Consider the following 25659-nt stretch of genomic DNA (forward strand, 5'->3'; position numbering starts at 1 on the left):
CCGTGCCAGGATCCGACAGAACTCAGCGTTCCGCGACCGCCGACTCGAGCAGGGACAGGGTCCGGTTGTCCGCGTCCGCGTCTGCGCGGACACCGAGGGGCAGCGGCAGGTTCGGCGAGGTGTGGCCGAAGTCGACCTGGGCGAGGACGGGGATGTCACGCTGCGCCAGGACGTCGAGCACAACGTCGCGCAGACCGACCTGGTCTCCGCCGCCCTCGTAGGGCGTGACCTCACTCGGGATGCCGACCACCATGCCCGCGATCCGGTCCAGCACACCGGACAGCCGCAAGGCATGCAGGTCGCACCAGATCCGCGTGACCGGCCGCTGTACCTCTTCCCAGAACAAGACGGCGCCGTCGAACCGTTCGGCGGCCAGTGCGAAGGGTGTCGCCTGCAACTGGACCAGGCAGTTCAGCAAGCCGCCGACCAGTGGTCCCTGCGCGCGGCCCGGCTGCCAGGTTTCCCAAGTACCCCTTGCCGGCAGCACGCCCGGCGCCTCGGCCTTGGTCAGCACACGGGCGTAGAGGCCGACGAGTTCGGACCGACGGGCCTCGTCGCCCAACGTGTACCAATCGCTGCCGAAACCGCGGACGCCCCCGCCGGCGCCTGCCAGCCGACCACCTCGCCGCCCCAGACCTCTGACGAACCGACACAGAACCGGGCCTCGAAGTCAACCCTCCAAGGATTTCTGGAGCCGACCACTGAGAACACAAGGCCGTCGAACACACAACCGAACCCGCGTCGACCACCAGCCGACCGGTCAAGTCCCGTGCACATCAGACGACTTGACCCACTTGGTGCCGCACCCCGGGCGCCTCGGTCGCCCACACCGTGAAGACTGTGGCATATGCCAGAAGCACCACCGTATCGTGTGTTGCCAAATCCCTTACAGCCCGTCGCGGGCTGTGCCACAGTCGTAACGGTCCTTCCGCCCGCCTTGGTCGTACCGTCCCCCCATCGGAGTGCGTCATGCCGCCCCATCTCTCTGCGGACCACCCCGCCGCACCGCCGCCGGAACGCGGCTCGGTCGACGCGCTGATATCGCAGGCGCGACGGCTCAAGGGCGACGTGGACGCCGTACGACGGGACGCTCGGCCGGACGGATCGGACCCGCAGGACCGATGGCAGCGTGCGCTGTACGACCTGGCGCTGCATCAACTCACCGACCTGGACGAGCACTTGGCACAGCTGCGGGACGGCCCGCCGCCCGTGCCGGCGTCACCCGAGGCGGCGCCCGCCCCCCGAGCCGTGCCGCCCGCTCCCCGGCGCGGCTCGCTGCTCAGCCAGGTCGGCAGCGCGGAGTGGAACTTCCTCACGGATGAGGCCAGTTGGTCCGGCGAGCTCTACCAGATCCTGGGCCGGGACCCCGCCGCCGCTCCGCTGACCCTCGACGAGCTGCCGTCCCTGGTACTCGACGAGGACCGGCCGAAGCTGACGGCGTTGGTCACCGACTGCCTCGTGGACGCCAAGCCCATCGACGGGGAGTTCCGCGTCGTACACGCGGACGGCGGCGTGCGGACCGTGCACATGAGGGGCGAGCCCGTGCTCGACACTGACGGCAGCACCGCCTCGATGTGGGCGGTGCTGCGGGACGTCAGCGAACTGCGCCGCAGCCAACGGACGGTGAGCGAGACCCGTGACTCGTTACAGCGTCAACGGCACCGCGCGCAGACCGAGCACCGGCTCGCGATCGAGCTGCAGGAAGCTGTGCTGCCGCCGTGGCGCGGCTCGCTGCGGCTCCCGCGCCAGGGCCCCGAGACACTCGACCTGGCGGCCCACTACCTGCCGTCGTCGACGAGCGCCCTGATCGGCGGTGACTGGTACGACGCCCTCGAACTCGCCGACGGCGAGACCCTGCTCAGCGTCGGCGACCTCACCGGCCGCGGAGTCGCCGTGACCTCGGGTATGGCGACCCTGCTGGGCGCCGTCCGCGGCATGGCGATGACCGGCACCCAACCGGGTCAACTGATGGCCTGGCTGAACCAGTTGCTCGACGTCACCGCGCAACCGGCGCTGGGCAGCGCGGTGTGCTGCCGCTACCGGCCCGAGACCCGCACCCTGGTCTGGGCGCAGGCCGGACACCCCGCCCCGCTGCTGTTCCGCGGCGGGACGGGGCGCGCGCTGCGCGCACCGGCCGGTGTCCTGCTCGGCGCGACCTCCGGAGCCGTCTACGAGCAGGCCGAGGAAACCCTCCGACCGGGTGACCTGCTCCTGCTGCACACCGACGGGCTGGTGCGCAGGCACAGCCACACCGGGTCCGTGAACCGTCTCCTCGACCTGGCCCCCCGGTTCGGCGAGGCGCGTACCGCACAGGACTGCGTACGGGTGGTCGTGGAGGAGTTCGGCGAGGCGGAGCGCGAGGACGACGCCTGTGTACTCGTCGTCAGGGTGACGTCGTAGCACCACACCGGCGTAGCACTACACCGACACGGTCGTCCTCACGTCGATGTGCTGTTGCGGCCCCTGCCCTTCGGCTTGGGCAGTGCCAGCCTGATCTCCTCCCGCAGCTCGTTGATCTTCGGATACCCGGAGTACTCGGCGGTGAGCCGGTACATCTGACGCAGTCGGTCCCAGGTGCGGTGGGAGGAGTTGGAACCCATCGACACCAGGGCGAGCCGCGCGTACCGGTCGGCCTGTTCGGGGTCGTCGGCGATGAAACAGGCCGAGGCCATCGACAGAAAGTCGAAGATCTTCGACCGCTGCCGTCCGTCGACCCTGAGGGCCAGGGCCTTCTCCGCGTAGTGCCGGGCGTGCACGGCCGCTCCGGGCTCGAACTCCGCCAGAGTGCGGTAGGCCAGGGCCTGCATGCCGTACAGATCCTCCTCCTTGAAGGTCTGCATCCAGCTCGGCGGTGCCACATCGCCCCGGTCGGAGGCGAAGAGGTCCTCCGCCTCGCCGAGCGTGCGGCGCATGGCCTGGCCCTTGCCCATCGAGGCCTGGGCCCAGGCCTCGACGGTGTGGAGCATGGCCCGGGTCCGCGGCAGCACCTCGTCGCCGGAGCCGGACCGGGCGAGCTTCATCAGGTCGAGCGCGTCGTCGGGCCGGCCCAGGTGCACCATCTGGCGAGCCGCCCGGGAGAGCGCCTCCCCGGCGCGGGGCCGGTCGCCGCCCTCTCTCGCGGCATGGGCGGCGATGACGAAGTACTTCTGGGCCGTGGGCTCCAGGCCGACGTCGTGCGACATCCAGCCCGCGAGGACGGCGAGGTTGGCGGCGACGCCCCACAGGCGCCGCTGCAGATGGTCGGGGTGTCGGTAGGCGAGCATGCCGCCCACCTCGTTGAGCTGGCCCACGACTGCCTTGCGCTGCAGCCCACCGCCGCGGGCCGCGTCCCAGGCCCGGAACACCTCGACCGAGCGCTCCAGTTCCTCGATCTCCTGCGACCCGATGGGGGCGGCCTCGTAGCGGTCGAACCCGGCGGGGTCGACCTGCAGGGGATCGTCGAACTGGGGAGCGTCGGCGGTCAGCGCCGGATCGGTGTGCAGCCAGTCATACATGGCGCTGCTGAGTGCGGATCCCGCGGCGAGCGCGGCGCCCGCGCCCACCAAGCCGCGTCGGTTGAGCATGAGGTCCACTCCCGTGAATTCGGTGAGGACCGCAGCAGTCCGCTCGGGCGCCCACGGCACGCCGTCGGGAGGTTCCGCACTCCCGCCGCCCTGCCGTTTCCCCGCACGCCCGTGCCGGACCAGACCGAGGTCCTCGATGGTCACGACACGACCGAGACGCTCGGTGAACAGAGCCGCCAGCACCCGCGGCACCGGATCGCGCGGGATCTCTCCCGTGTCGATCCACCGCCGCACCCGGGAGGTGTCGGTCGCCAGCTGGGGGTGGCCCATGGCCGCCGCCTGCCTGTTGACCAGCCTCGCGAGTTCACCCTTGGACCAGCCGGTCAGGCCGAACAGGTCCGCCAGGCGCGTGTTGGGTTCTCCACTCACATCAAGCCCCCAGGTTCTCGGCTGAGTTGACAGTAGCCCGGCGCGACATGCCGGGCGACTATTCGCCAGGGTTCGCCAGGGCACGCCAGATGGTGTGCCAGTGACCAACGGGTGTCAGGTAGGAACGCGCCACCCCGACCCGGTCACCTTCTTGGACCAACGGAGGCATTCCCCAGGGTGCATCCGAGGGACCGGGCCGGGCAGCGCACTGTCGTCGCAGGCACACGAAGGGATCTGTTTCGCCCATGTACACAGCATCGTCCTCCGTGTCCGCCCCACCCCGGTCGCTGCACCCCCGCCCTGCGGGCGGCGGCCCCTACCTCGATCCCGCGCGTCCGGCGGCCCCCGTGCTCGGTGCGGGCAGGACGCGACGTGTTCCGGGGCTCGGCACCCAACCGCTCAGCGGGAGACTCGACTTGTCCGGCCCTCAGGGCGCCCAGCTGCGTACGGCGATCGCGTCGGTGCACCGGATCTGCCCGGAGTTCGCCCCGGTGCAGGTGTTGCGCCGCAGCGGACGCGCCGTGCTCCTGATCGGCACGACAGGACGCAGCACCGCCGTCGCCAAGTGTTTACTGGACCACTCCCCCGCGTGGGCCGAGCGGATCCGCCACGAGATAGCCGCATACCGCTCGTTCGTCCGGCACCGGCCGCCGGTGCGGGTGCCGAGACTGATCGCGGCGGACCCGGACAACTGCACCCTCGTCATCGAGCGGATGCCCGGACGGGTGGCGGCACTGCACCGGCACCCGGCGGAGGCGCCGCCCCGCGCGGACATCAGGGCGGCGCTCGGCGCGGTCTGCCGGCTGAACGCGTGGCGGCCGCCGAGCGGCACCTTCGACACCCCGCTGGACTACGCGACCCGGATCAACCGATACCACGAGCTCGGGCTGCTCACCGACCGAGACCTCGGTGACCTGCAGAAGCTGCTGCACGGCATCGCGGTGTCCGCGGGCCGGCAGGGCATGGGCCAGTTCTGCCACGGCGACGCGCTCCTGTCGAACATCCTTCTGTCCCCGGCCGGTCCCGTGCTGGTGGACTGGGAGCACGCGGGCTGGTACCTGCCGGGCTACGACCTGGCGACGCTGTGGGCGGTCCTCGGGGACGCCCCGGTGGCCCGCCGGCAGATCAGCCAGATCGCCCAGTCGGCGGGACCGGCTTCACGGGACGCGTTCCTGGTGAATCTGATGCTCGTCCTGACCCGTGAGATCCGTACCTATGAGACGGCCGTGCAGCGTTCGATGCACGACACGGCCCCGGTGCCGGGAGCGGCCCACCCCGGTGCCGCGCCGTCCGGCGAGGAACAGCGGCTGCTGCTGAGGCGGTTGCACGACGACTGCCAGCTGGCCCGCAGGGCCGTGCGCGCGGCGGTCGGCACTCGCTGACGGGGACGAAGGTCCGCGGTGCGCTGGGGGCGCACCGCGGACCTTCGTCCGTCCAGGCCCGTCGAAAAGGGCGTCTTCCCACTCCGTCGGTGTACGCCACTGACGCCCCGCAGGCCCGGGAGCCTCCGCCACGAAACTCCCATGGACCTTGATTGACATGGGGAATCACCTGTCTCTGGGCATGATTGACGGATCGTCGGCAAGCCGGTACCACTGACGCACGCCCGGCGCCGCACGGCTCATCGTCCGTCCGTCCCAGGAGGCTGCATTGCGAAGATCCGACACCGACCGCGACCGAACCGCCGGGCCCAGACGTATCCGCACGACCACAGGCGCCCTGGCCACGGCGTCGCTGCTCCTGCCCCTGCTCGGCGCCGCCCCGTCCGGTGCGCAGGCGTCCGGTGCACAGACGTCCGCGCACCGGCTCCAGCTGGCGTTCGCCTCCGCTTCCGCCGAGTACCACGTGCCGCGGAGCGTGCTGCTGGGCGTCTCCTACCTCCAGTCCCGCTGGGACACGCACGGCGGGGCGCCGAGCGTGACCGGCGGGTACGGCCCGATGCACCTGACCGACGCCCGCACCGCGCTCGCCGACGCGCCGCCCCACCACAGCCAGGGCACGGAGGACGCGCGCGGCGACAGCGCCCGCCCGCCGCTGCACCCGAAGACGAGGGTCCCGGAGAGCTCCGCACTCCCGGCCCGGCTCACGACGCTGCCCAGGGCGGCCGAGCTCACCGGCCTGCCCGCCGAGCGGCTGCGCACCGAGCCCGCCGCGAACGTGGCCGGCGGTGCCGCCCTCCTCGCCGCCGCCCAGAGGGACCTAGGTGAACCGCCGAGCGAGGATCCGGCGGACTGGTACGGGGCGGTGGCCCGGTTCTCCGGCGCCGACGACAGCGCGACGGCCACCGCGTACGCGAACGACGTGTACGACGTGCTGCGCACCGGCGAGGAACGCACCACCGACGCCGGCCAGCGGATCACCCTGGCCGCCCAGCCGGGCTTGGCCCCCGACACCGCGCAGCTCACCCGCAGGGGTCTGCGCACCCTCCGGGCCGACGGCACCGAGTGCCCGAAGACGGTGTCCTGCGAGTGGATCCCGGCTCCGTACAAGGAGTTCGGCGAGGGGGACTACGGCAACCACGACGTGGGCGACCGGCCGGCCGGCCAGAGCATCCGGTACATCGTCATCCACGACACGGAAGGCACCTGGGCGGGAGTCCTCAACCTCGTGCAGGACCCGGCCTATGTGTCGTGGAACTACACCCTGCGCTCCACGGACGGTCACATCGCCCAGCATGTGAAGGCGAAGGACGTGGCCTGGCACTCGGGCAACTGGTACGTCAACGCCAAGTCGATCGGTCTGGAGCACGAGGGCTTCCTGGTGGACCCGGACGCCTGGTACACGGAGGCGATGTACCTGTCCTCGGCACGGCTCGTGTCGTACCTGGCCGAGAAGTACGGCATCCCGCTGGACCGGCAGCACATCCTCGGCCACGGCAACGTGCCTGGCCCGACCACGTCGACCATCGCCGGCATGCACACCGACCCGGGCCCGTACTGGGACTGGCGGCACTACTTCGAACTGCTCGGGCGCCCCTTCGAGCCCGGCACGGACGGCGGGCTGGTGACGATCCGCCCGGACTACGCCACGAACCAGCCCGCGTACACGGGCTGCTCGACCGCGGGCCAGCCGTGCGCCACCCACGGCTCCAGCGAGGTGAGGCTCTACTCCGACCACGACGAGAAGTCCGCCCTGATCAAGGACACCGGCCTGGGCACGGCCCCGACCACGGGCGTGAACGACCTGTCCTCGCGCGTGTCCACCGGTCAGCAGTACGCGGTCGCCGACCGGCACGGCGACTGGACGGCGATCTGGTACCTGGGCCAGAAGGCCTGGTTCAAGGACCCGAAGAAGAACCCGGCCTCGGTGCCCGCGAGCGGCCGGGTGGTGACGCCGAAGGCCGGGCTGACGAGCGTCCCGGTGTACGGGCGGGCCTACCCGGAGGCGTCGGCGTATCCGACGGGAGTGCCCGCGCAGGCGGTCTCGCCACTGCCGTACGCCCTGCTCAAGGGGCAGAAGTACGTGGTCGGCGAAGAACTGCCGGGCGAGTACTACTACGCGGTCACCTTCACCACCGGCTCACACCGGGCCGTGATCGGCAAGGACCTCTACTACGAGATCCAGTTCGGCCACCGGGTGGCGTTCGTACGGGCCGCCGACGTGCTGATGGAGCCGTCCGCCGGGTAGCCGCGCCTCAGCCCTGCTGGAAAAGCTCCGCCGGGAGCGGCTTCAGCAGGGCATAGAGGTCGTCGGTGATGGGGCGGTCCCAGGCGGCGACGGTCACCAGGACCTGGTCGCTGCGGTCGAACTGCACGCAGGAGATCCGGCTCTCGGAGAGCTTCAGCCGTCGCACGACCAGGAGGCCGTCGCCCTGCATCACCGGCATGTCCTCCACGCCGACGACGGTCACCTCCTCTTCGTTCTCCAGGGCCAGCAGGAGCTGTCCGACCTCGAAGGGGATCTCGCCCTCGGCGACGTCGCGGGCCGGTGAGCCCTCCGGCAGATTGCCGATGATCATCGCGGGGCCACGGCCGCCGAACAGGTCGTACCTCAGGTACAGGCCCTGGCAGCTGCCGTCGGGGGCGGGCAGCAGGCCGGCGCTCAGATTGCCGGGCCAGTCGCTCGGGTCCATGGCCAGGACATCGAAATCGGGCCCGGCGGGAGTGGCGCTGCGGCGGCGGAGGAACGACATGTCGCCATGGTACGTGGCCGCGGGGGTCCGTGATGTCCGGGCGGCGCTATGCGCTCGCGCGAGGGCGTTCGTGATGGCTGGCCGCCCTTGCCCCGTTGCCGCAGGACGGCTCGCACCACTCCTGACGCGGGGGTTCCTTGAGGAAGTACCGCACACAGCGCGGCGCGTGGCGGCCCGGCCTTCTCGACGCGTGCGCACCTGGTCGAGTACCGGGTCGTCCACCGCTGCGGGCGGTCCGGCGGCCGACCCGTCGGCCTGCGTCCAGGCGGCGTACTGTCGCACAGGGAACACCCGCAACGGCGCCCCGCGCCGACGGGCGGCGTCGAGGGCCCGGTCCGGGGCGCGCACGAATTTCCTGAAGGTCGCCTGTCCGGGAACCCGCGGGGAACACCGCCGGATCGGCCCGGCGTCTCAGGTGAGGTCGAACTCCCCTTCCCGCGCTCCCGACACGAACGCGCCCCACTCCGCTGGTGTGAAGATCAGGGAGGGGCTCTCCGGGCGGCCGCTGTTGCGCATCGCGATGAATCCCTCGACAAAGGCGATCTGGACATCCCCCAGGCCACGGCTGCTGGAGTGCCAGTCGGCGTTGCTGAGGTCCAGCTCGGGCTTGTCCCTGCCCATGAGCGGCTGCTGCTGGATGGTGGTCTCGGCCACGTCCGTGCTCCTCCCGATTGCGTCGTCCGCGGCCAGCCTAGCGATCGGTTCCTGGCGCCGACAGGCCACGCGAGTAGGACCTTTCAGGAGTCGGGCGGCCGGGCCCCCACGAGCCACATCGAGAAGAACTGGGATCCGCCGCCGTAGGCGTGCCCCAGTACCCGGCGAGCCCTCTCCACCTGGTGTTCCCCGGCCTGTCCGCGCACCTGGAGGGCCGCCTCGGCGAAGCGGATCATGCCGGAGGCGCCGATGGGATTGGTCGACAGGACTCCGCCCGACATGTTGACGGGCAGGTCCCCGTCGAGCTCGGTCACCCCGGACTCGGTGAGTTTCCAGCCCTCGCCCTCGTCGGCGAAGCCGAGGTTCTCCAGCCACATGGGCTCGTACCAGGAGAACGGCACGTACATCTCGACGGCGTCGATCTCCCGGCGCGGGTCGGTGATCCCGGCCTGCCGGTAGACGTCGGCCGCGCAGTCCTTGCCGGCCTGCGGCGACACCGCGTCCTTGCCGGCGAAGAGGGTGGGTTCGCTGCGCATCGCGCCGCCGTGCATCCAGGCCGGGGGGCGGGGCGCGCGGGCGGCGCCGGCGCGGTCGGTGAGGATCATCGCGCAGGCCCCGTCGGAGGAGGGGCAGGTCTCCGAGTACCGGATCGGGTCCCAGAGCATGGGCGAGGTCTGGACCTTCTCCAGAGTGATGTCGTGCTCGTGGAGGTGCGCGTACGGGTTCTTCAGCGCGTTGCGCCGGTCCTTGTAGGCGACCAGCGAGCCGACCGTGTCTGGCGCGCCGCTGCGCCGCATGTACGCGCGCACGTGGGGTGCGAAGAAGCCGCCGGCGCCGGCGAGGAGGGGCTGCTGGAAGGGAATGGGCAGGGACAGGCCCCACATGGCGTTCGACTCGGACTGTTTTTCGAAGGCCAGCGTGAGCACCGTGCCGTGGACGCGGGCCGCGACCAGGCCCGCGGCGACCAGCGTGGTGGAGCCGCCGACGGATCCGGCCGTGTGGACCCGCAGCATGGGCTTGCCCACCGCGCCGAGCGCGTCGGCGAGGTACAGCTCCGGCATCATCACCCCCTCGAAGAAGTCGGGGGCCTTGCCGATGACCACGGCGTCGACGTCCGCCCACGTCAGCTCGGCGTCGTCGAGGGCGCGCCGGGCGGCCTCCCGGACCAGCCCGGCGATCGACACGTCCCGGCGTGCCGCCACGTGCTTGGTCTGACCGATGCCTACGACGGCCACGGGCTCCTTGCTCATCGCGGATCCCCTTCGAGTACGGCGACCAGGTTCTGTTGCAGACAGGGGCCGGACGTGGCGTGCCCGAGGGCCCGGTCGGACTCTCCGCGGTGGATCCGGGCGGCGGCCTCGCCGATACGGAGGAGTCCGGCGGCCATGACGGGATGGGCGGCGAGCGCTCCCCCGGACGGGTTGACGCGTACGTCGTCGTCCAGCCGGAGTGCCTTGCGCAGGACGACCTCCTGCGAGGTGAAGGGCGCGTGCAACTCGGCGGTGTCGACGGGCCTTTCGAAGGCGCCGGCCTTCTCGGCGGCCCGCCGGGTGGACGGCGAGTCGGTCAGATCGCGCACGCCCAGGCTGTGGGCCTCGATGCGGTGATCGATGCCGCGGATCCAGGCGGGCCGGGCGCACAGCTCCCGGGCCCGGTCCCCGGCGGCGAGGATGACGGCGGCGGCCCCGTCTCCGATGGGCGGGCAGTCGCCGGTACGCAGCGGACGTACGAGGTACTCCCCCTGCGGCACCGAACCCCGCAGCTGGGCATGGGAGTTGGTGGTCGCGTCCGTCCGGCTGCGCGCGGCGACGGCGGCGAGCGCGGGCTCGTCCGTGTCGCCCGCGTCGATGAGCGCCTGGGCCTGAAGGGCGGCGAGGGCGACCGAGTCGGGCCACAGGGGGGCCACGTAGTACGGGTCGAGCTGCCGGGTCAGGACGTCCCGTACGGAGCCGGGTGACGACTTGCCGTAGGAGTAGACGAGCGCGGTGTCCGCGTCGCCGGTGAGCAACTTCGTCCATGCCTCGTACAGGGCCCATGCGCCGTCCATCTCGACGTGCGACTCGGAGATGGGGGGCCAGGCGCCGACGCCGTCGAGGGCGAGGGTGAAGGAGAAGGCCCGGCCGGCGAGGTAGTCGCTGGAGCCGGAGCAGGTGAAGCCGATGTCGGCGGTCTTCAGACCGGTCTGCGCGAGGACGTCGTGCAGGACCGGCATCAGCATCTCGACCTCGGAGAACTCCTGGGAGGTGCGGCGGTGGTCGGTCTGCGCGAAGGCGACCACCGCGATCTCTCGTGTCACAGCAGCTCCTTGTAGGTGTCGTACGCCGCGTCGGGTTCGTCGGCCGGCCGGTAGTGGTCGGGGTAGCGGGAGCCTTCCGTCCAGACGGCCTCGACGCGCATGCCCATCCGCACCTGGTCGTAGGGGATGCCGCCGATCCGGCCGTGCAGCGCGAGGTCGGCGCCGTCGAGGGCGATGTGGGCGTAGACGTACGGCACTTCGATGTCGAGGTTCTTCGCCTTGATGTTGACGATGCAGAAGGTGGTGACCGTGCCCCGCGGACCCACTTCCACCTGTTCGGATGTGGCCACACCACAGGTGGGGCACGCACCCCTCGGTGGGACGTACACCTTGCGGCAGGACGGGCAGCGCTCAGCGACCATGCGACGGTCGCCGAGGGCGTGGATGTAGGCGGACTGGGCGCGGCCGGGCGAGTAGGTGTAGTCGAGGCGGGCGGGGGCGACGATGCCGGTGACCGGGTCCGCGAACTCGCCGGTGTGAGCCGCTGGTTCGGGCTGCTGAACGCCGTCATGTTGCGCTTCGCCGTCGTGCTGCGCTTCGCCGTCGTACGGTTCTCCGCCGTCGTACGGCTCGAAGCAGGCGATGTCGGTGATGGCGCCGGAGCGTTCACCGGCCCAGCGGACGCGGACGCGCATGCCGGTGTGCATGGCGTCGGGGCCGGGGGCGTCGAGGGCGTGCAGGAGGGCGGTGTCGGCGCCGTCGAGGCGGACCAGCACCCACGCGAACGGGGTGGACAGAGGTTGACCACGGCGGGGGGCGTGGTTCCAGGCCCAGGTGGTGACCGTGCCGGTGGGGGCGATCTCGACGAGGTCGCGGATCTCCTCGGCGGTGACGGGGTCGTACTCGACGGGCGGGACGAGGACGCGGCCGTCGCCGGTGCGTACGCCGAGGACGACACGTTCACGCAGGCCGGTGAGGAAGGCGCTCTGGACGGGGCCGAGGGAGCGGGTGAAGGGGAACTCGACGACGAGCGGCGCTTCGAGGACTTCGGGCATCCCGGATGTCTCCTTCCGAGGGAGGGTCGGGCGCGGTCCGAGGGAGGCTCAGGCGCGCTTGTACTCGGGGGGCCGTTTCTCCGCGAAGGCGCGGGCGCCCTCCTTGGCGTCGGCGGTGTCGAAGATGGGCCAGCCGCGCTTGAGTTCGGCGGCGAGCCCGTCGGCCTCGGTCAGCTCTGCGGTCTCGTACACCGATGCCTTGACGGCCTCGACGGCGAGCGGGCCGCAGGCGTTGATCTGTTCGGCGATCTCCAGGGCCTTGTCGAGCACGGTGCCGTCAGGGACGACATGCCCGATCAGGCCGATGTCGGCGGCCTCGCGGGCGCTGTACGGGCGGCCGGTGAGCAGCATCTCCAGGGCGTGGGTGCGGGGGATCTGCCGTTGCAGCCGGACCGTGGAGCCGCCGATCGGGAAGAGGCCGCGCCTGACCTCGAACAGGCCGAAGGTCGCGGACTCGCCCGCGACGCGGACGTCGGTGCCCTGGAGGATCTCGGTGCCGCCGGCGACGCAGTACCCCTCCACGGCGGCGATCACCGGTTTACGTGGGCGATGGTGGCGCAGCATCGCCTTCCAGTGCAGGTCCGGATCGGCCTTGAGGCGGTCCCGGAGATGCTCCCCCGCCATGCCCTTTCCGGCGAGGGCCTTGAGATCCATGCCCGCACAGAAGGCGCCGCCGGCGCCGGTGAGCACGATCGAGCGGATGCCGTCGTCCGCGTCGGCCTCGATCCAGCCGTCGTACAGACCGACCAGCATGGACAGCGAGAGCGCGTTCTTGGCGTCGGGCCTGTTGAGCGTGAGCACCAGTGTGGCGCCCTCGCGTCGCACGATGAGGTGTTCCGTCCCAGCCATGGGCCATCTCCCCTCTGACAGAACGAGAACAGGTTGCAGGAGGTGCCCGGGCACTTCAAGAGTTTTCTGACAGTCAGTCAGATTTCTTCGTCGTTGGCCCTTCACAGTTGCGGCGCCCTTTGCTCGAATGACCGGCGAACCGTGGCGGAGCCAGGGCCCCTGCCCGAGGTCAGGAGGAACGGTGGAGTACAACATTGCCGACCTGTTCGAGTCGGTCGTCGACGTGGTCCCGGACCGCGCGGCGCTCGTGTACATCGACCATCCCGGCACGGGCGCGGAGCGCCGTCTGACGTACACGGAGCTGGACGCGGCCGCCAACCGCGTCGGCCACCACCTCCTCGACCGGGGAGTGCGCCCGGGCGAGCACGTCGGGCTGCACCTCTACAACGGGGTCGAGTACCTCCAGACCCTGCTCGGCTGCCTGAAGGCGCGGATCGTCCCGGTCAACGTCAACTACCGTTACGTGGAAGAGGAGTTGGTCTACCTCTACCGGGACGCCGATCTGGCGGGTCTGGTCTTCGACGCGGAGTTCTCGGACCTGGTGGCGGCGGCGCTGCCGCACACGGAGGCCCTGCGGCACCTGGTGCGGGTCGGGGAGCCGGCGCCGGGGGCGGCCGAGGTGGCGGCCGTCGCCTTCGCGGACGCCGAGGCCGGGGGGTCGCCGGAGGGCGGGTTCGCGCCCCGTTCCGGAGACGACCAGTTCATCATCTACACCGGTGGCACGACCGGAATGCCCAAGGGCGTGATGTGGCGTCAGGAAAACCTGTTCTTCTCGGGACTCGGCGGCGGCGCGCCGACCGGGGAGCCGGTGAAGAAGCCGGAGGAACTGGCCGAGCGGGTCGCGGCCGGCGGTGCGGGAATCACCTTCTTCCCCGCTCCCCCGCTGATGCACGGCACCTCCACCCTGACGGCCCTCATCGGGTTCAACTTCGGCCAACGGGTCGTACTGCACCGCAAGTTCGTGCCGGTGGAAGTTCTGCGGACGATCGAGAAGGAGAAGGTCACCAGCATGTCGCTGGTGGGGGACGCGATGCTGCGTCCACTGATCGACGCGCTCGAAGGGCCGATGCAGGGCACCGACATGTCGTCGCTGTTCAGCGTGTCGTCGTCGGGGGCGATCATGTCGGACACGGTGCGCCGGCAGTTCCAGGCGCTCGTGCCGAACGTGATGCTGCTCAACAACTTCGGCTCCTCGGAGTCGGGATTCAACGGCACGGCGACGGCGGACTCCGGACCCGAGCGGGGCTTCCGCGTCCGGGTCAACTCCCGTACACAGGTGGTCGATCCGGCCACGCACGAGCCGGTCGCCGTCGGCGAGGTGGGGCGGATCGCACAGTGCGGCCATGTGCCGCTCGGCTACTACAACGACCCGCGCAAAACCGCCGAGACCTTCTTCGAGAAGGACGGCGAGCGGTGGGTGCTGCTCGGGGACATGGCCACCGTCGACGAGGAGGGCGTGGTCACCGTTCTCGGGCGGGGCTCGCAGTGCATCAACACAGGCGGGGAAAAGGTGTACCCGGAGGAGGTCGAGCAGGCGCTCAAGTCCCATCCGGACGTGTACGACGCCCTGGTGGCCGGTGTGCCGGACGCGAAGTGGGGTCACCATGTGGCGGCCGTGGTGCAGTTGCGCGCGGGCGCGGCGCGGCTGTCCCTGGCGGACGTCCAGGCACACTGCCGTGCCCGGCTCGCCGGTTACAAGATCCCGCGCCGACTGGTGATCACTGAGGCGCTCCGGCGGTCACCGAGCGGCAAGGCGGACTACCGCTGGGCCCGGGAGGTGGCGGCGTCAGCCGACGGATGAAATTCAGTCCCGTTGGCTTGAACCGAAGGTGACGTACAGACGTACTGGTGGTGGCAGGCTGGGCCTTCGGGCCCTGTTCGCCATGCCATCGCACGTCCGTACGGAAGGACCTCCGGGTGTCTCTCTTCACTCGCTCTCGTCACCTGCCCGACGCCGAGGGTGAGGGGGTACCGGACGGCGACAACACCCCTGCGACTGATGGGACGAGAGAGGACGATGCGGCTGGTGAGGGGTGCGGGGACGCCGACACGGCGCAGGAGACGGCCGTAGAGACGGCCGTAGAGACGAAAACAGCCGCGCCGGAGGAGTCGGACGACACCGCCGACGAGCCCGCGGAAGCGGCGGCCCAAGACCGGCCCGACCCCGGCGAGTCCCCTGGCTCCCTGAAACCCGGCTGGTTCGGATGGCGCCGCCGCTATCCCGGCGCCGCTCGCCGTGTGGCCGTAGGAACGAGCGTGCTGGCCGGTGCGGTGGTGCTCGCCACGCTGCTCATGCCCAACCGGCTCGACCGGATCTCGCTGCTCTCCTTCCTCCGCATGCCGGTCGAGGGGATCGTCCTGGCGTGTCTGCTGCTCGCGCTCCCGGGGAAGCCGCGGCGGATCACAGCCGTCGTCTCAGGCGTCTTCCTCGGGCTGTTCACCGTCCTGAAGTTCCTGGACATGGGCTTCCAGCAGTTCCTGGCCCGACCGTTCGACCTCGTCTTCGACTGGATCCTGCTGAACGACGCCGCGGACTTCGTCAGGGACTCGTTCGGCCGCTCGGGCGAGGTGGTCGCGGTAGTCGGGGCGATCGTCCTGCTGATCGCCGTCCTCACACTGAGCACGCTCGCGGTGGTGCGGCTGACGAACGTCATGGCCCGGCACCGTGAGGCGGCCGTCCCCACCATCCTCGTCCTCGGCACCGCGTGGGTCACCTGCTTCACGCTGGGCGTGCAGGTCGGCGGAGTCACGATCGCGACCAAGGGCAACACCGAGTTCCTCGCCAACCGTGTGCAGAACGTGCGCAACGGCCTGGGCGACGCCAAGGTCTTCGAGAAGCAGGCCAGGGTCGACGCCTTCGCCGCCACCCCGCCGGACCAACTGCTGACCGGGCTGCGCGGCAAGGACGTCCTGTTCACCTTCGTGGAGAGCTACGGCCGTGTCGCCCTCGACGACCCGGCGATGGCGCCGAAGATGGACGCGACCCTGAAGGAGGGCACGAACCGGCTCAAGGCGGCCGGCTTCGCGTCGCGCAGCGCCTGGCTCAGGTCGCCGGTGGCGGGCGCCGGCAGCTGGCTCGCCCACTCGACGTTCCTGTCCGGCCTGTGGGTCAAGAACCAGCAGCGGTACCGGGCACTGACCACCGGCGACCGCGCGACCCTCACCAGCTACTTCCAGAAGACCGGTGCCTGGCGCACCGTCGGCATCGTCCCCGGTGTACGCAAGGCCTGGCCCGAGGGCAAGTACTTCGGTCTCGACCACATCTACGACTCCACACACCTCGGCTACCAGGGCCCGTACTTCAGCTGGACGCCCGTGCCGGATCAGTTCAGCATGGAGTCCTTCGAACGCCTGGAGCACGGCAAGAAGAACCGCGACCCGATCATGGCGGAGATCATCCTGGCGTCCAGCCACAATCCCTGGTCGCCCATCGCCCGCATGATCGACTGGGACAAGCTCGGCGACGGCTCGGTCTTCCACCAGATCAAGAAGGAGGGCAAGAACCCCACAGAGGTCTGGAAGAACCCGGAGAGCGTGCGCACGGAGTACCGGCGCGCCGTCGAGTACTCCGTGCGCAGCCTGACCGAGTGGGTCCAGCGCTACGGCGACAAGAACACGGTCCTCGTGTTTCTCGGCGACCACCAGCCGGTTCCGACCGTCACCGCGGGCAGCACCAGCAAGGACGTGCCGATCACGATCGTCGCCCACGACCAGAAGGTGCTCGACCGGATCTCCGACTGGGGCTGGACCGACGGCCTGAAGCCCGCGGCGAAGGCACCGGAGTGGGGCATGGACACGTTCCGCGACCGCTTCATGACCGCGTACTCCAAGTAAGGGCTCACGCCCCCAGGAACGCCCCCCATGTGGTCCCACCACACCGGACCGGGGGCGTTCCGCTGTTCGCCGATGTCTCGCCGGAACAAAGTTCCTCGAAGAAATGCCGGGCCGTCCCCTTGCCTGGGCGAGGAGCCCCCGGATCACTGATCTACAGCAACTCGACCGAATGATCGGTCACCCGGATTGCCGTGACAGGTGGGACAGGCGAGGGAGCGGTGGGCATGACGCGCGGGGCGGAGCTACTGGGCTGATTCTGCCGCTTGTCGCGGCATCAGCTGCCGGAAAACCGGTCCCTGAGCTCCCGTTTGAGGATCTTTCCGCTCGCGTTGCGCGGCAGCTCGTCCACGAACACGATCCGCTTGGGCGCCTTGAAGGGGGCGAGTTTCTCGCGGGCGTGGGCGATGAGGTCCTCTTCCGTGACCTCGCCGCGCGGGACGACGACCGCGGTGACCGCCTCGATCCAGCGGTCGTCGGGGAGGCCGATCACGGCGACCTCGGCGACGGACTCGTGGGAGTACAGGGCGTCCTCGACCTGGCGTGAAGCGACCAGTACACCACCGGAGTTGATGACGTCCTTCACCCGGTCGACGATGGTGAAGAAGCCGTGGGCGTCGCGCACCGCGAGGTCGCCGGAGTGGAACCAGCCGTCGCGGAAGGCCTCGGCGGTCTCCTCGGGCTTGTCCCAGTAGCCCTCGCACAGCTGCGGGGAGCGGTAGACGATTTCGCCGGAGGTGCCGTCGGGAACGTCATTGCCGTCCTCGTCGACCACCCGTGCGTCCACGAAGAGGACGGGCCGGCCGCAGGAGTCCATCCGGCCCTTGTGCTCGTCGGGGGCGAGGACGGTGGCCAGCGGGCCGATCTCGCTCTGGCCGAAGCAGTTGTAGAAGGCCAGCTTCGGGAGCCGTTCGCGCAGGCGTTCCAGGACGGGCACCGGCATGATCGACGCGCCGTAGTACGCCTTGCGCAGTCCACTCAGGTCACGGGACGGAAAGTCCCCACGATTCGCCAGCGCGATCCACACCGTGGGAGGTGCGAACAGGCTGTCCGCACGGCCGTCCTCGATCAGGTCGAAGAGCCGGTCACCGTCCGGGACGTCGAGGATGATGTTCGTGGCGCCGACCGCGAGGTACGGCAGCAGGAACACATGCATCTGCGCCGAGTGGTACAGCGGCAGCGAGTGCACCGGACGGTCGCCCGCGCTGAGGTCGAGGGCGGTGATCGCGCTCAGGTACTCGTGCACCAGGGCGCGGTGGGTCATCATCGCGCCCTTCGGCAGGGCCGTCGTCCCGGAGGTGTACAGCAGCTGCACCAGGTCCTCGCCGCGCGACTCCGGCCCGTCGTACGCCGGCGTCGAGGCCAGAAGTGTCAGCAGCGAGTCGTCGGCGTCGCGCAGGGGCAACGTGCGGACGCCGCCGGGGAGCCGACCGGCGAGGTCCGGATCCGCGAGGACCAGGGAACTGCCGGACTGGCCGACGATGTACGCGAGGTCGTCGCCGGTCAGGTTCTGGTTGACCGGCACATGCACCAGGCCCGCCCGGGCGCAGGCGAGGAAGCCGATCAGATAGGCGTCCGAGTTGTGGCCGTACGCGCCGACCCGGTCGCCGGGGGCGAGCCCCTGGTCGAGCAGGACGCTCGCCGCCCGGGAGACGGCCTCGTCGAGTTCGTCGTACGTCCAGGCGCGATCGGCGTACTCCACCGCCACCCGTGCCGGAGTGCGCCGGGCGCTGCGACGCAGCACCCCGTCGACCGTGCTGCCGTGTCCTGGCGTCATGACACATGATCTTCGGCCCGGCACGCAGGCAGGTCAAGCGAACGCCCTGGGTTTCACCACGGTCCTCGCGGAGGCGGGCGCCGAACCACGGGCGGCCGGCGATCGCTCCCAGCTCGGCTGCCGGCCCGGCTCGCGGCCTGCGGAGCACCAGTTCGTCGTACCCGTACGGGCCCGGCCGATGGCTCCGGTGACGCCCGCGACGGGACACGCGTGACGACTCCTGATGCCGGGCCCCGGCGTCCTGGGTTCCCGGGGCGCTTCGGCATCAGAACGGGTGAGGGCGCCGCCGCGTGACACCTCGATCGGGTATGCCCGTCATACGGGGCGGGTGCGGCCCTCCCAGTACGGTTCCCGCAGGCGCCGCTTGTACAGCTTGCCGTTGGGGTCGCGGGGCATCTCGGCGATGAAGTCGACGCTCTTGGGTCGCTTGTACCCGGCGAGTTGCTCGGCACAGTGGTCGAGGAGCGCGGCGGTGAGGGCAGGGCCGGGCTCGTGTCCGGGGGCCGGTTCGACGACCGCCTTGACCTCCTCTCCCCAGTCGTCGTGCGGGATGCCGAAGGCTGCGGCGTCCGCGACGGCGGGGTGGGCGAGCAGCGCGGACTCGATCTCGGCCGGGTAGATGTTGACCCCGCCCGAGATGATCATGTCGATCTTGCGGTCGCGGAGGAACAGGTAGCCGTCCTCGTCGAGGCAGCCGAGGTCGCCGACGGTGAAGAAGTCGCCGATGCGGTTCTTCTCCGTCTTGGCCTCGTCCTTGTGGTACGAGAATCCGCCGGTGTTCATCTTCAGGTAGACGGTGCCCAGTTCGCCGGGCGGGAGCCGGTTGCCGTCGTCGTCGAAGATCGCGAGTTCGCTGATGGGCCAGGCCTTGCCGACGGTGCCGGGCTTCTTCAGCCAGTCCTCGGCGGTCGCGAAGGCCCCGCCGCCCTCGCTGGCCGCGTAGTACTCCTCCACACAGTTGCCCCACCAGCCGATCATGGCCCGTTTGACGTGGTCGGGGCAGGGGGCCGCACCGTGGATGGCGTGGCGCATGGAGGAGACGTCGTAGCGCGCCCTGATGCCGTCCGGGAGTGCCAGCAGGCGGTGGAACTGGGTCGGGACCATATGGGTGTGGGTGCAGTCGTGGGTGTCGATGAGGCGGAGCATCTCCTCGGGCGTCCACTTGTCCATCAGGACCAGAAGGTGGCCGATGTGCAGGGACGCGCCCGCGAACTGGAGTACGGCCGTGTGGTACAGCGGCGAGCAGACGAGGTGCACGTTGTCGTCGAACGGGCGGATGCCGAAAATGCCGAGGAAGCCGCCGAGGTAGGCCTCCTCGGGCTGCTTGCCGAGCAGCGGGCGCCGGATGCCGCGCGGGCGGCCGGTGGTGCCCGAGGTGTAGTTCATGACCCAGCCGAGGGTGCGGTCGGCGGGCGCCGACTCCGGTTGTCCGTCGAGGAGTTCGGCGTACGGCCGGAAGCCCTCGACCGTGCCGACGGCGTACCGGTGGGTGGCGGGAAGGCCGGCCTCGTCGGCGGCGTGCCGGGCGGCACCCGCGAAGCGTTCGTGGGCGAGGAGCACCTTCGCGCCGGAGTCGGCGACGATCCAGGCGATCTCGGGGCCGACCAGGTGGTGGTTGACCGGGACGAGGTAGAAGCCGGCCTGGGCGGCGGCGAGATACGCGGCGAAGAACTCCGGCCCGTTGGGCAGGACGACCGCGAAGGCGTCGCCGCGTTCCAGTCCGGCCGCGCGCAGCCCGTGCACGAGGCGGTTGGTGGCGGCGTGCAGGCGTCCGGCGGTCCACGGTTCACCGTCCGGCGCGATGAGGACGGTTCGGTCCGGGTCGGCGGTGGCCTGGGCCCAGAAGCCCACGGGAGGTGTACCGGTCACTGGCCGCTCCTTCCGGCGATGCGGTTGATGCGGTCCACGGCCCGCTCGAAGCCCCGGGTGAGGTCGTCGAAGACGGCCTGGACGCTGCGTTCGCTGGTCATCCGGCCGACGATCTGGCCGACGGGTGTGCCCAGCAGTGGTTCGACCTCGTACTTCTGGATGCGTGAGACGGCCTCGGCGACCAGCAGCCCCTGTAGGGGCATCGGAAGGGTGCCGGGCCCGTCGGGGTCGTCCCAGGCGTCGGTCCACTCGGTGCGCAGCTGACGTGCCGGTTTCCCGGTGAGGGCGCGGGAGCGGACGGTGTCGCCGGAACCGGCGGCGAGCAGTTTGCGGGTCAGTGCGGGCGAGTGCATGTCGGCTTCGGTGGTGGTCAGCCACAGGGAGCCCAGCCACACACCCTGGGCGCCGAGTGCCAGTGCCGCCGCCACCTGCGGGCCGCTTCCGATCCCTCCGGCCGACAGTACGGGCAGCGGGTCGACGGCCTCGACGACCTCGGGCGTGAGCACCATGGAGGCGATCTCGCCGGTGTGGCCGCCGGCCTCGTAGCCCTGGGCCACCACGATGTCGATGCCCGCCTCCTGATGCTTGCGGGCATGCCGGGCGCTGCCCGCGAGCGCGGCGACGAGTACGTCCTGGTCGTGGGCGCGGGCCACCACGTCGGCGGGCGGGGAGCCGAGGGCGTTGGCGAGCAGCCGTATCGGATAGTCGAAGGCGACGTCGAGCTGGGAGCGGGCGACCTGCTCCATCCAGCCGGTGATGCGCCACCCGGAGGCCTCGCCCGCGGCGAGTTCGGCCACGCCGTGCTTGGCGAGGGTGTCCTGGACGAACTGCCGATGCGCCTCGGGGATCATCGCCTCGACCTCGGCCTCGGTGACCCCCTCGACCTTCTTCGCGGGCATGACGACATCGAGGCCGTACGGCTTCCCGTCGACATGTGCCTCGATCCAGTCGAGGTCGCGGGTGAGGTCGTCGGGGGCCGTGTAGCGAACCGCGCCGAGCACTCCGAAGCCGCCGGCCCGGCTGATGGCCGCGGCGACGGCGGGGAACGGCGTGAAGCCGAAGACGGCGTGCTCGACTCCCAGGGTTTTGCTCAGCTCCGTCTGCATGGGCGCAGAATGCCGCAGTCCTGCGGACGACGGAAGAGTTTTTCTGATGCTCCGTCAGATTTCTCGGCGCCCGCACGCTTCATCGACAAAGAAGCACCCTCTGACACGGCCCCTGACACGGATGCAGCGAAGTCGTGTACCGATGCGGGGACATCCTCAGTCGTCGCCGGACTCCAGCACCGCCATCGCCGCGTTGTGTCCCGGCACCCCGCTCACCCCTCCCCCGCGCACCGCACCCGCCCCGCACAGCAACACGTTCGCGTGCCGGGTCTCCACGCCCCAGCGGCCGGTGCCCGCCTCGGCGTACGGCCAGGACAGCTCGCGGTGGAAGATGTTGCCGGCGGGGAGACGGAGGTCCCGCTCCAGGTCGAGCGGGGTCTTCGCCTCGATGCAGGGCCGTCCGTCGGCGTCGGTGGCCAGGCAGTCGGCGAGGGGCTCGGCGAGGTGGGCGTCCAGCTGGGCGAGGGTGGACTGCAGGAGTTCGTCGCGTACGGAGTCGTTGTCCCGGTCGAAGAGCCGGGCCGGGGTGTGCAGACCGAACAACGTCAGGGTCTGGTAGCCGTGTTCGGCCAGCTCTGGGCCGAGGATGGTCGGGTCGGTGAGCGAGTGGCAGTAGATCTCGGAGGGCGGGGCGGCGGGCAGTTCGCCGGAGGCGGCCTGGGCGTGGGCGGTGGCCAGTTGCTCGTAGCCCTCGGCGATGTGGAAGGTGCCGGAGAACGCCTCCCGGGGGTCGACGGAGTCGTCGCGCAGCCTCGGCAGCCGCTTGAGGAGCATGTTCACCTTGAGCTGGGCTCCCTCGGCGGGGGCGGGGGGCTCGTCGCCGGTGAGAGCGGCCAGTTCCTGCGGGGAGGCGTTGACCAGGACGTGCCGGGCGGCGACCGTGCTCTCCCCGTCGGCGGTCCGGTAGGTGACCTCGGCGGAGCGCCCGTCCGTGTCGATACGGACGGCCTCGCGTCCGGTGGCCAGGACGGCGCCGGCCGAGCGGGCCGCGGTGGCCAGGGCGTCGGTGAGGGCGCCCATGCCGCCGACGGGGACGTCCCAGGCGCCGGTGCCGCCGCCGATGACGTGGTAGAGGAAGCAGCGGTTCTGCGACAGGGAGGGGTCGTGGGCGTCGGCGAAGGTGCCGATGAGGGCGTCGGTGAGAACCACACCCCGCACCAGGTCGTCGGCGAAGCGGTCCTCGATCGCCGCGCCGATCGGTTCCTCGAAGAGGGTCCGCCAGGCCTCCTCGTCGTCGATGCGGTCGCGCAACTCGTCGCGGGTGGGCAGCGGTTCGGTGAAGGTCGGGAAGACCCGCTGGGCGACGCGGCCGGTCATGACGTAGAAGCGCTGCCAGGACTCGTACTCGTGGGTGCCGCCGGTGAACCGGGCGAAGGCCTCCCGGGTGCGTCGCTCGCCGCCGCCGACCAACAGGCCGGTCGGCCGACCGGCTCGCTCGACGGGGGTGTACGACGAGACGCTGCGCGTGCGGACGCGGAAGTCCAGGCCGAGGTCCCGCACGATCTTCTTCGGCAACAGGCTGACCAGGTACGAGTAACGCGACAGCCGCGCGTCCACGCCGGCGAACGGGCGGGTGGAGACGGCGGCGCCGCCGGTGCGGTCCAGCCGCTCCAGCACCAGCACGGAGCGTCCCGCCCGGGCCAGATAGGCGGCGGCGACAAGGCCGTTGTGGCCGCCGCCGATCACTACGACGTCGTACGTCCGGTGTCCCTCGAGTGCAGGCATGGTTCTTGGTAACACGGAGTGATCCAGATCGGCCAGAGATGCACCGCGTCAGGGCCGACGGGCTCAGGTGCGGCGGCGGCCCGGCGGTCCGCGGCAGGAGGTGCCGCGGGCGCCCCCGAGGTCCGCGGCAGGAGGTACGGCGGCTGCCCCGCACCCCATGGCGGGAGGTACGGCGGCTGCCCCGCGCCCCATGGCGGGAGGCACCGCGGGCGCCCCCGCGGTCAGTGACCGCCCGTCGCCCGTTGCTGCCTCAGGACAGCCACTTGGCGGTACAGCTCCACGGCCTCGGCGCCCCGTCCGAGCTGTTCCAGGCAGTGGGCCTCGTCGTTGCGGCTGGCGAGCGTGTCGGGGTGGTCGGCGCCCAGGACGCGCTCGCGGGCGGCGGCCACCCGGCGGTACTCGGTCAACGCGTCCGTCCAGCGGCCGAGCCAGCCGAGGCCGACGGCGACCTCGCGGCGGCTGACCAGGGTGTCGGGGTGGTCGGGGCCGAGGACCCGCTCACGGATCGCGCACACGTCACGGGACTCGGCGAGGGCCTCCTCCCAGCGGCCGAGGCGGCCGAGGTTGACGCCGAGGCCGTGACGGGCGCGCAGGGTCTCGGGGTGGATGGGGCCGTGGACGCGGGCGCGGTCGTCGATGAGCGCACGGTAGAGCTGGAGCGCCTCCGTGCTGCGGCCGAGGCGGCCGAGGCTGATACCGACCTCGTAGCGGGCGGCGAGAGTGTCGACGTGGTCGGGCCCGAGGGCCTGAGCGCGCGCCTCGGCGACCTCGCGGTAGGTCTGGAGGGCCTCCGGCCAACGGCCCAGCTGACCGAGGGCGTAGGCGACCTCGAAGCGGGTGACCAGGGTGTCGGGGTGGTGCGGACCGAGGATGCGGGCACGGGCGACGGCCACGTCGCAGGCCATTTGGTGCGAGTCCTCCAGGCGGCCGAGTCTGCTGAGGTTGAAGGCGAGGTTGTGGCGGCACCGCAGAGTGTCGGGATGGTCGGCGCCCATGGTGCGCTCCCGGGCGGTGAGTACCGATTGGTAGACCTGGTGGGCGTCGAAGTGACGGCCCAACTGGCCGAGAACGTAGGCCATTTCCTGGCGGGCGGCGAGGGCGTCGGGGTGGTCCGGGCCGAGCGCGATGCTGCGGGAGCGGGCGACGTGCTTGTACTCGCGCAGGGCGTCGGCGGCACGGCCGGTGCGGCTGTAGGTGAAGGCGACCTCGTAGCGGCTGGCGAGGGTGTCGGGGTGGTCGGGACCCAGGAGGTGCTCACGTTCGGCGGCGACCGCGCGGTGCACCTCGCCGGCCTCCGCCCAGCGGCCGAGGCGCCCCAGACTGAGGCCCGCGTTGTGGCGTCCGGCCAGCGCGGTGACCGCTTCCGGGGAGGGGGCGGGCGGTGTCCCGGCGACCGGATCCTCGGGCCGGCCACCGGGCGGGCGCGGGATCCACTCGCCGGTGAGGCCCGCTCCCGCGTCCGCCGGTGTGGTGCGAAGGCCCGCGCCGGTGGCCTTGTGACCGGTGGTCATGCCCCGCGTCCAGGACGGCAGACGCGCCTCGCGGGACGACACCGGCTGCGGCGGGTGCAGGTCCGGCTGCAGCGGGCGCAGGTCCGGTCGCGGGGTCACGACAGTTGGCGCGTACGCCGGTGTGGCGCGGCCCGTGCTGATCCGGCGGCCCAGCTCGCGGGCGTCGTGCGGGCGCTGCTCCGGGCGTTTGGCGAGCAGGTCGAGGATGACCTGCTCCAGGTACTCGGGCAGGTCGGAACGGTGGCTGCGCGGCGGGCGGGGCGGCGTGTCGCGGTGGCCGATGAGGATCGCCCAGGGGTCGTCGAGGTCGAAGGGCGGTGCCCCGGTGGCGATCTCATAGAGCACGCAGCCCAATGAGTACAGGTCGCTGCGCTGGTCGACCTCCGTTCCGCTGATCTGCTCCGGCGACATGTAGTGCGGGGTGCCCATGGCGATGCCGGTGCCGGTGAGGCGGGAGGTGAAGCCGATGTCGTCGCCGAGGCGGGCGATGCCGAAGTCGCAGATCTTCACGGTGCCGTCGGTCAGCCGCACGATGTTCGCGGGCTTGAGGTCCCGGTGCACGATGCCCTGTTGGTGGGTGTAGGCGAGAGCGGCGGCAACCTGGTCGGCGATGTCGACGACGTCGGGGACGGGCAGCGGATGCTGTTTGTTGTCCTCCAGGAGCTGGCTGAGGTTGCGGCCCTCCAGGAGTTCCATGACGAGGTAGAGGACGCCCTCCCACTCACCGAAGTCGTGGACGACGGTCACGCCGCGGTGCTGGAGGGCGGCGGCCACGCGGGCCTCGCGCCGGAAGCGCTCCCTGAGGACTTGGGTGAAGGCCTGGTCATGGTGGACGCCGAGCGGCTTGAGGCACTTCACGGCGACCTGCCGGCCCAGCGACTCGTCCCGTGCCCGCCACACCTCACCCATGCCGCCGCGCCCGATCAGGTCGAGCTGCCGGTACCGGCCCTGGATCAGCCTGCTGTCCCCCATCTCCTGCGAC

At 71.0% G+C, this 25659-nt stretch carries 19 protein-coding genes and 1 pseudogene; 6 read left to right on the forward strand and 14 right to left on the reverse strand.

Annotated elements, in window-relative coordinates; all coding sequences use genetic code 11:
* Nucleotides 1–22 precede the first annotated feature (22 nt).
* Nucleotides 23–562 carry a hypothetical protein gene (locus M2271_RS31675; protein WP_280890834.1) on the reverse strand — a complete coding sequence of 180 codons (540 nt, stop codon included), beginning with the start codon at nucleotides 560–562 and terminating at the stop codon, nucleotides 23–25.
* A 407-nt stretch (nucleotides 563–969) separates the two neighbouring features.
* On the opposite strand from M2271_RS31675, the gene M2271_RS31680 reads away from it, so the two are divergent.
* Entirely contained in the window at nucleotides 970–2400 is a 1431-nt protein-coding gene (locus M2271_RS31680; RefSeq protein ID WP_280890835.1) for a SpoIIE family protein phosphatase, read from the forward strand.
* A gap of 38 nt (nucleotides 2401–2438) precedes the next feature.
* Here the strand turns inward: M2271_RS31680 and M2271_RS31685 are convergent, their stop codons facing one another.
* Nucleotides 2439–3932 carry a hypothetical protein gene (locus M2271_RS31685; RefSeq protein WP_280890836.1) on the reverse strand — a complete coding sequence of 498 codons (1494 nt, stop codon included), beginning with the start codon at nucleotides 3930–3932 and terminating at the stop codon, nucleotides 2439–2441.
* A 245-nt stretch (nucleotides 3933–4177) separates the two neighbouring features.
* On the opposite strand from M2271_RS31685, the gene M2271_RS31690 reads away from it, so the two are divergent.
* Together M2271_RS31690 and M2271_RS31695 are read left to right on the forward strand one after the other, a co-directional pair.
* Nucleotides 4178–5314 (forward strand): aminoglycoside phosphotransferase family protein, encoded by a 1137-nt coding sequence (locus M2271_RS31690; RefSeq protein ID WP_280890837.1) that lies wholly within the window; start codon nucleotides 4178–4180, stop codon nucleotides 5312–5314.
* Nucleotides 5315–5582: 268 nt separating this feature from the next.
* The gene (locus M2271_RS31695; protein WP_280890838.1) at nucleotides 5583–7559 is read left to right on the forward strand and encodes an N-acetylmuramoyl-L-alanine amidase; all 1977 of its coding nucleotides are present in this window, start codon (nucleotides 5583–5585) and stop codon (nucleotides 7557–7559) included.
* A gap of 7 nt (nucleotides 7560–7566) precedes the next feature.
* Here the strand turns inward: M2271_RS31695 and M2271_RS31700 are convergent, their stop codons facing one another.
* The 7 genes and pseudogenes from M2271_RS31700 to M2271_RS31735 all read right to left on the reverse strand — a co-directional run bounded on the left by M2271_RS31700 (nucleotide 7567) and on the right by M2271_RS31735 (nucleotide 12858).
* Nucleotides 7567–8064 (reverse strand): hypothetical protein, encoded by a 498-nt coding sequence (locus M2271_RS31700; protein ID WP_280890904.1) that lies wholly within the window; start codon nucleotides 8062–8064, stop codon nucleotides 7567–7569.
* Between the two features lie 46 nt (nucleotides 8065–8110).
* A pseudogene (locus M2271_RS31705) lies at nucleotides 8111–8233 on the reverse strand (CGNR zinc finger domain-containing protein); the annotation flags it as partial.
* 242 nt (nucleotides 8234–8475) lie between these two features.
* Entirely contained in the window at nucleotides 8476–8718 is a 243-nt protein-coding gene (locus tag M2271_RS31715) for a DUF397 domain-containing protein (RefSeq protein ID WP_280890839.1), read from the reverse strand.
* Between the two features lie 83 nt (nucleotides 8719–8801).
* The gene (locus tag M2271_RS31720; protein ID WP_280890840.1) at nucleotides 8802–9968 is read right to left on the reverse strand and encodes a thiolase domain-containing protein; all 1167 of its coding nucleotides are present in this window, start codon (nucleotides 9966–9968) and stop codon (nucleotides 8802–8804) included.
* Entirely contained in the window at nucleotides 9965–11014 is a 1050-nt protein-coding gene (locus tag M2271_RS31725) for a thiolase domain-containing protein (RefSeq protein WP_280890841.1), read from the reverse strand. The genes M2271_RS31720 and M2271_RS31725 overlap by 4 nt, the downstream gene beginning before the upstream one ends.
* Entirely contained in the window at nucleotides 11011–12009 is a 999-nt protein-coding gene (locus M2271_RS31730; RefSeq protein WP_280890842.1) for an OB-fold nucleic acid binding domain-containing protein, read from the reverse strand. The genes M2271_RS31725 and M2271_RS31730 overlap by 4 nt, the downstream gene beginning before the upstream one ends.
* 48 nt (nucleotides 12010–12057) lie before the next feature.
* Nucleotides 12058–12858: a crotonase/enoyl-CoA hydratase family protein gene (locus M2271_RS31735; protein ID WP_280890843.1), complete on the reverse strand. Its 801-nt coding sequence runs from the start codon at nucleotides 12856–12858 to the stop codon at nucleotides 12058–12060.
* Nucleotides 12859–13039: 181 nt separating this feature from the next.
* On the opposite strand from M2271_RS31735, the gene M2271_RS31740 reads away from it, so the two are divergent.
* Nucleotides 13040–14659 (forward strand): acyl-CoA synthetase, encoded by a 1620-nt coding sequence (locus tag M2271_RS31740; protein WP_280890844.1) that lies wholly within the window; start codon nucleotides 13040–13042, stop codon nucleotides 14657–14659.
* A 116-nt stretch (nucleotides 14660–14775) separates the two neighbouring features.
* Nucleotides 14776–16692: a sulfatase gene (locus M2271_RS31745; protein WP_280890845.1), complete on the forward strand. Its 1917-nt coding sequence runs from the start codon at nucleotides 14776–14778 to the stop codon at nucleotides 16690–16692.
* 274 nt (nucleotides 16693–16966) lie between these two features.
* Here the strand turns inward: M2271_RS31745 and M2271_RS31750 are convergent, their stop codons facing one another.
* Nucleotides 16967–18466 (reverse strand): acyl-CoA synthetase, encoded by a 1500-nt coding sequence (locus M2271_RS31750; protein ID WP_280890846.1) that lies wholly within the window; start codon nucleotides 18464–18466, stop codon nucleotides 16967–16969.
* Between M2271_RS31750 and M2271_RS31755 the strand changes: the two genes are divergently transcribed.
* Nucleotides 18465–18680, forward strand: coding sequence for a hypothetical protein (locus tag M2271_RS31755; RefSeq protein WP_280890847.1), 216 nt, complete (start codon nucleotides 18465–18467; stop codon nucleotides 18678–18680). The two genes, M2271_RS31750 and M2271_RS31755, sit on opposite strands and share 2 nt — an antisense overlap.
* A gap of 101 nt (nucleotides 18681–18781) precedes the next feature.
* Here M2271_RS31755 and M2271_RS31760 read toward each other — a convergent pair whose 3' ends face one another.
* From M2271_RS31760 to M2271_RS31775, 4 genes are all read right to left on the reverse strand, one after another.
* On the reverse strand, nucleotides 18782–20335 hold the full coding sequence (locus tag M2271_RS31760) for an acyl-CoA synthetase (protein ID WP_280890848.1): 1554 nt from the start codon (nucleotides 20333–20335) through the stop codon (nucleotides 18782–18784).
* Complete coding sequence (locus tag M2271_RS31765) at nucleotides 20332–21441, reverse strand: nitronate monooxygenase (protein ID WP_280890849.1); 1110 nt, start codon at nucleotides 21439–21441, stop codon at nucleotides 20332–20334. The genes M2271_RS31760 and M2271_RS31765 overlap by 4 nt, the downstream gene beginning before the upstream one ends.
* Nucleotides 21442–21597: 156 nt before the next feature.
* Nucleotides 21598–23166: an NAD(P)/FAD-dependent oxidoreductase gene (locus M2271_RS31770; protein ID WP_280890850.1), complete on the reverse strand. Its 1569-nt coding sequence runs from the start codon at nucleotides 23164–23166 to the stop codon at nucleotides 21598–21600.
* A 221-nt stretch (nucleotides 23167–23387) separates the two neighbouring features.
* A complete protein-coding gene (locus tag M2271_RS31775; protein ID WP_280890851.1) occupies nucleotides 23388–25649 on the reverse strand; it encodes a serine/threonine-protein kinase in 2262 nt (753 codons plus the stop codon).
* Nucleotides 25650–25659: the final 10 nt, after the last annotated feature.

The organism is Streptomyces sp. LBL, from assembly GCF_029893585.1.
Lineage (GTDB): Bacteria > Actinomycetota > Actinomycetes > Streptomycetales > Streptomycetaceae > Streptomyces.

Bases quoted from the DNA above. Each gene is read 5' to 3' on its own strand.
- M2271_RS31775 (WP_280890851.1), bottom strand. From the start codon at position 25,649: ATGGGGGACAGCAGGCTGATCCAGGGCCGGTACCGGCAGCTCGACCTG.
- M2271_RS31730 (WP_280890842.1), bottom strand. From the start codon at position 12,009: ATGCCCGAAGTCCTCGAAGCGCCGCTCGTCGTCGAGTTCCCCTTCACC.
- M2271_RS31700 (WP_280890904.1), bottom strand. From the start codon at position 8,064: ATGTCGTTCCTCCGCCGCCGCAGCGCCACTCCCGCCGGGCCCGATTTC.
- M2271_RS31750 (WP_280890846.1), bottom strand. From the start codon at position 18,466: ATGACGCCAGGACACGGCAGCACGGTCGACGGGGTGCTGCGTCGCAGC.
- M2271_RS31755 (WP_280890847.1), top strand. From the start codon at position 18,465: ATGACACATGATCTTCGGCCCGGCACGCAGGCAGGTCAAGCGAACGCC.
- M2271_RS31770 (WP_280890850.1), bottom strand. From the start codon at position 23,166: ATGCCTGCACTCGAGGGACACCGGACGTACGACGTCGTAGTGATCGGC.
- M2271_RS31690 (WP_280890837.1), top strand. From the start codon at position 4,178: ATGTACACAGCATCGTCCTCCGTGTCCGCCCCACCCCGGTCGCTGCAC.
- M2271_RS31765 (WP_280890849.1), bottom strand. From the start codon at position 21,441: ATGCAGACGGAGCTGAGCAAAACCCTGGGAGTCGAGCACGCCGTCTTC.
- M2271_RS31680 (WP_280890835.1), top strand. From the start codon at position 970: ATGCCGCCCCATCTCTCTGCGGACCACCCCGCCGCACCGCCGCCGGAA.
- M2271_RS31720 (WP_280890840.1), bottom strand. From the start codon at position 9,968: ATGAGCAAGGAGCCCGTGGCCGTCGTAGGCATCGGTCAGACCAAGCAC.
- M2271_RS31735 (WP_280890843.1), bottom strand. From the start codon at position 12,858: ATGGCTGGGACGGAACACCTCATCGTGCGACGCGAGGGCGCCACACTG.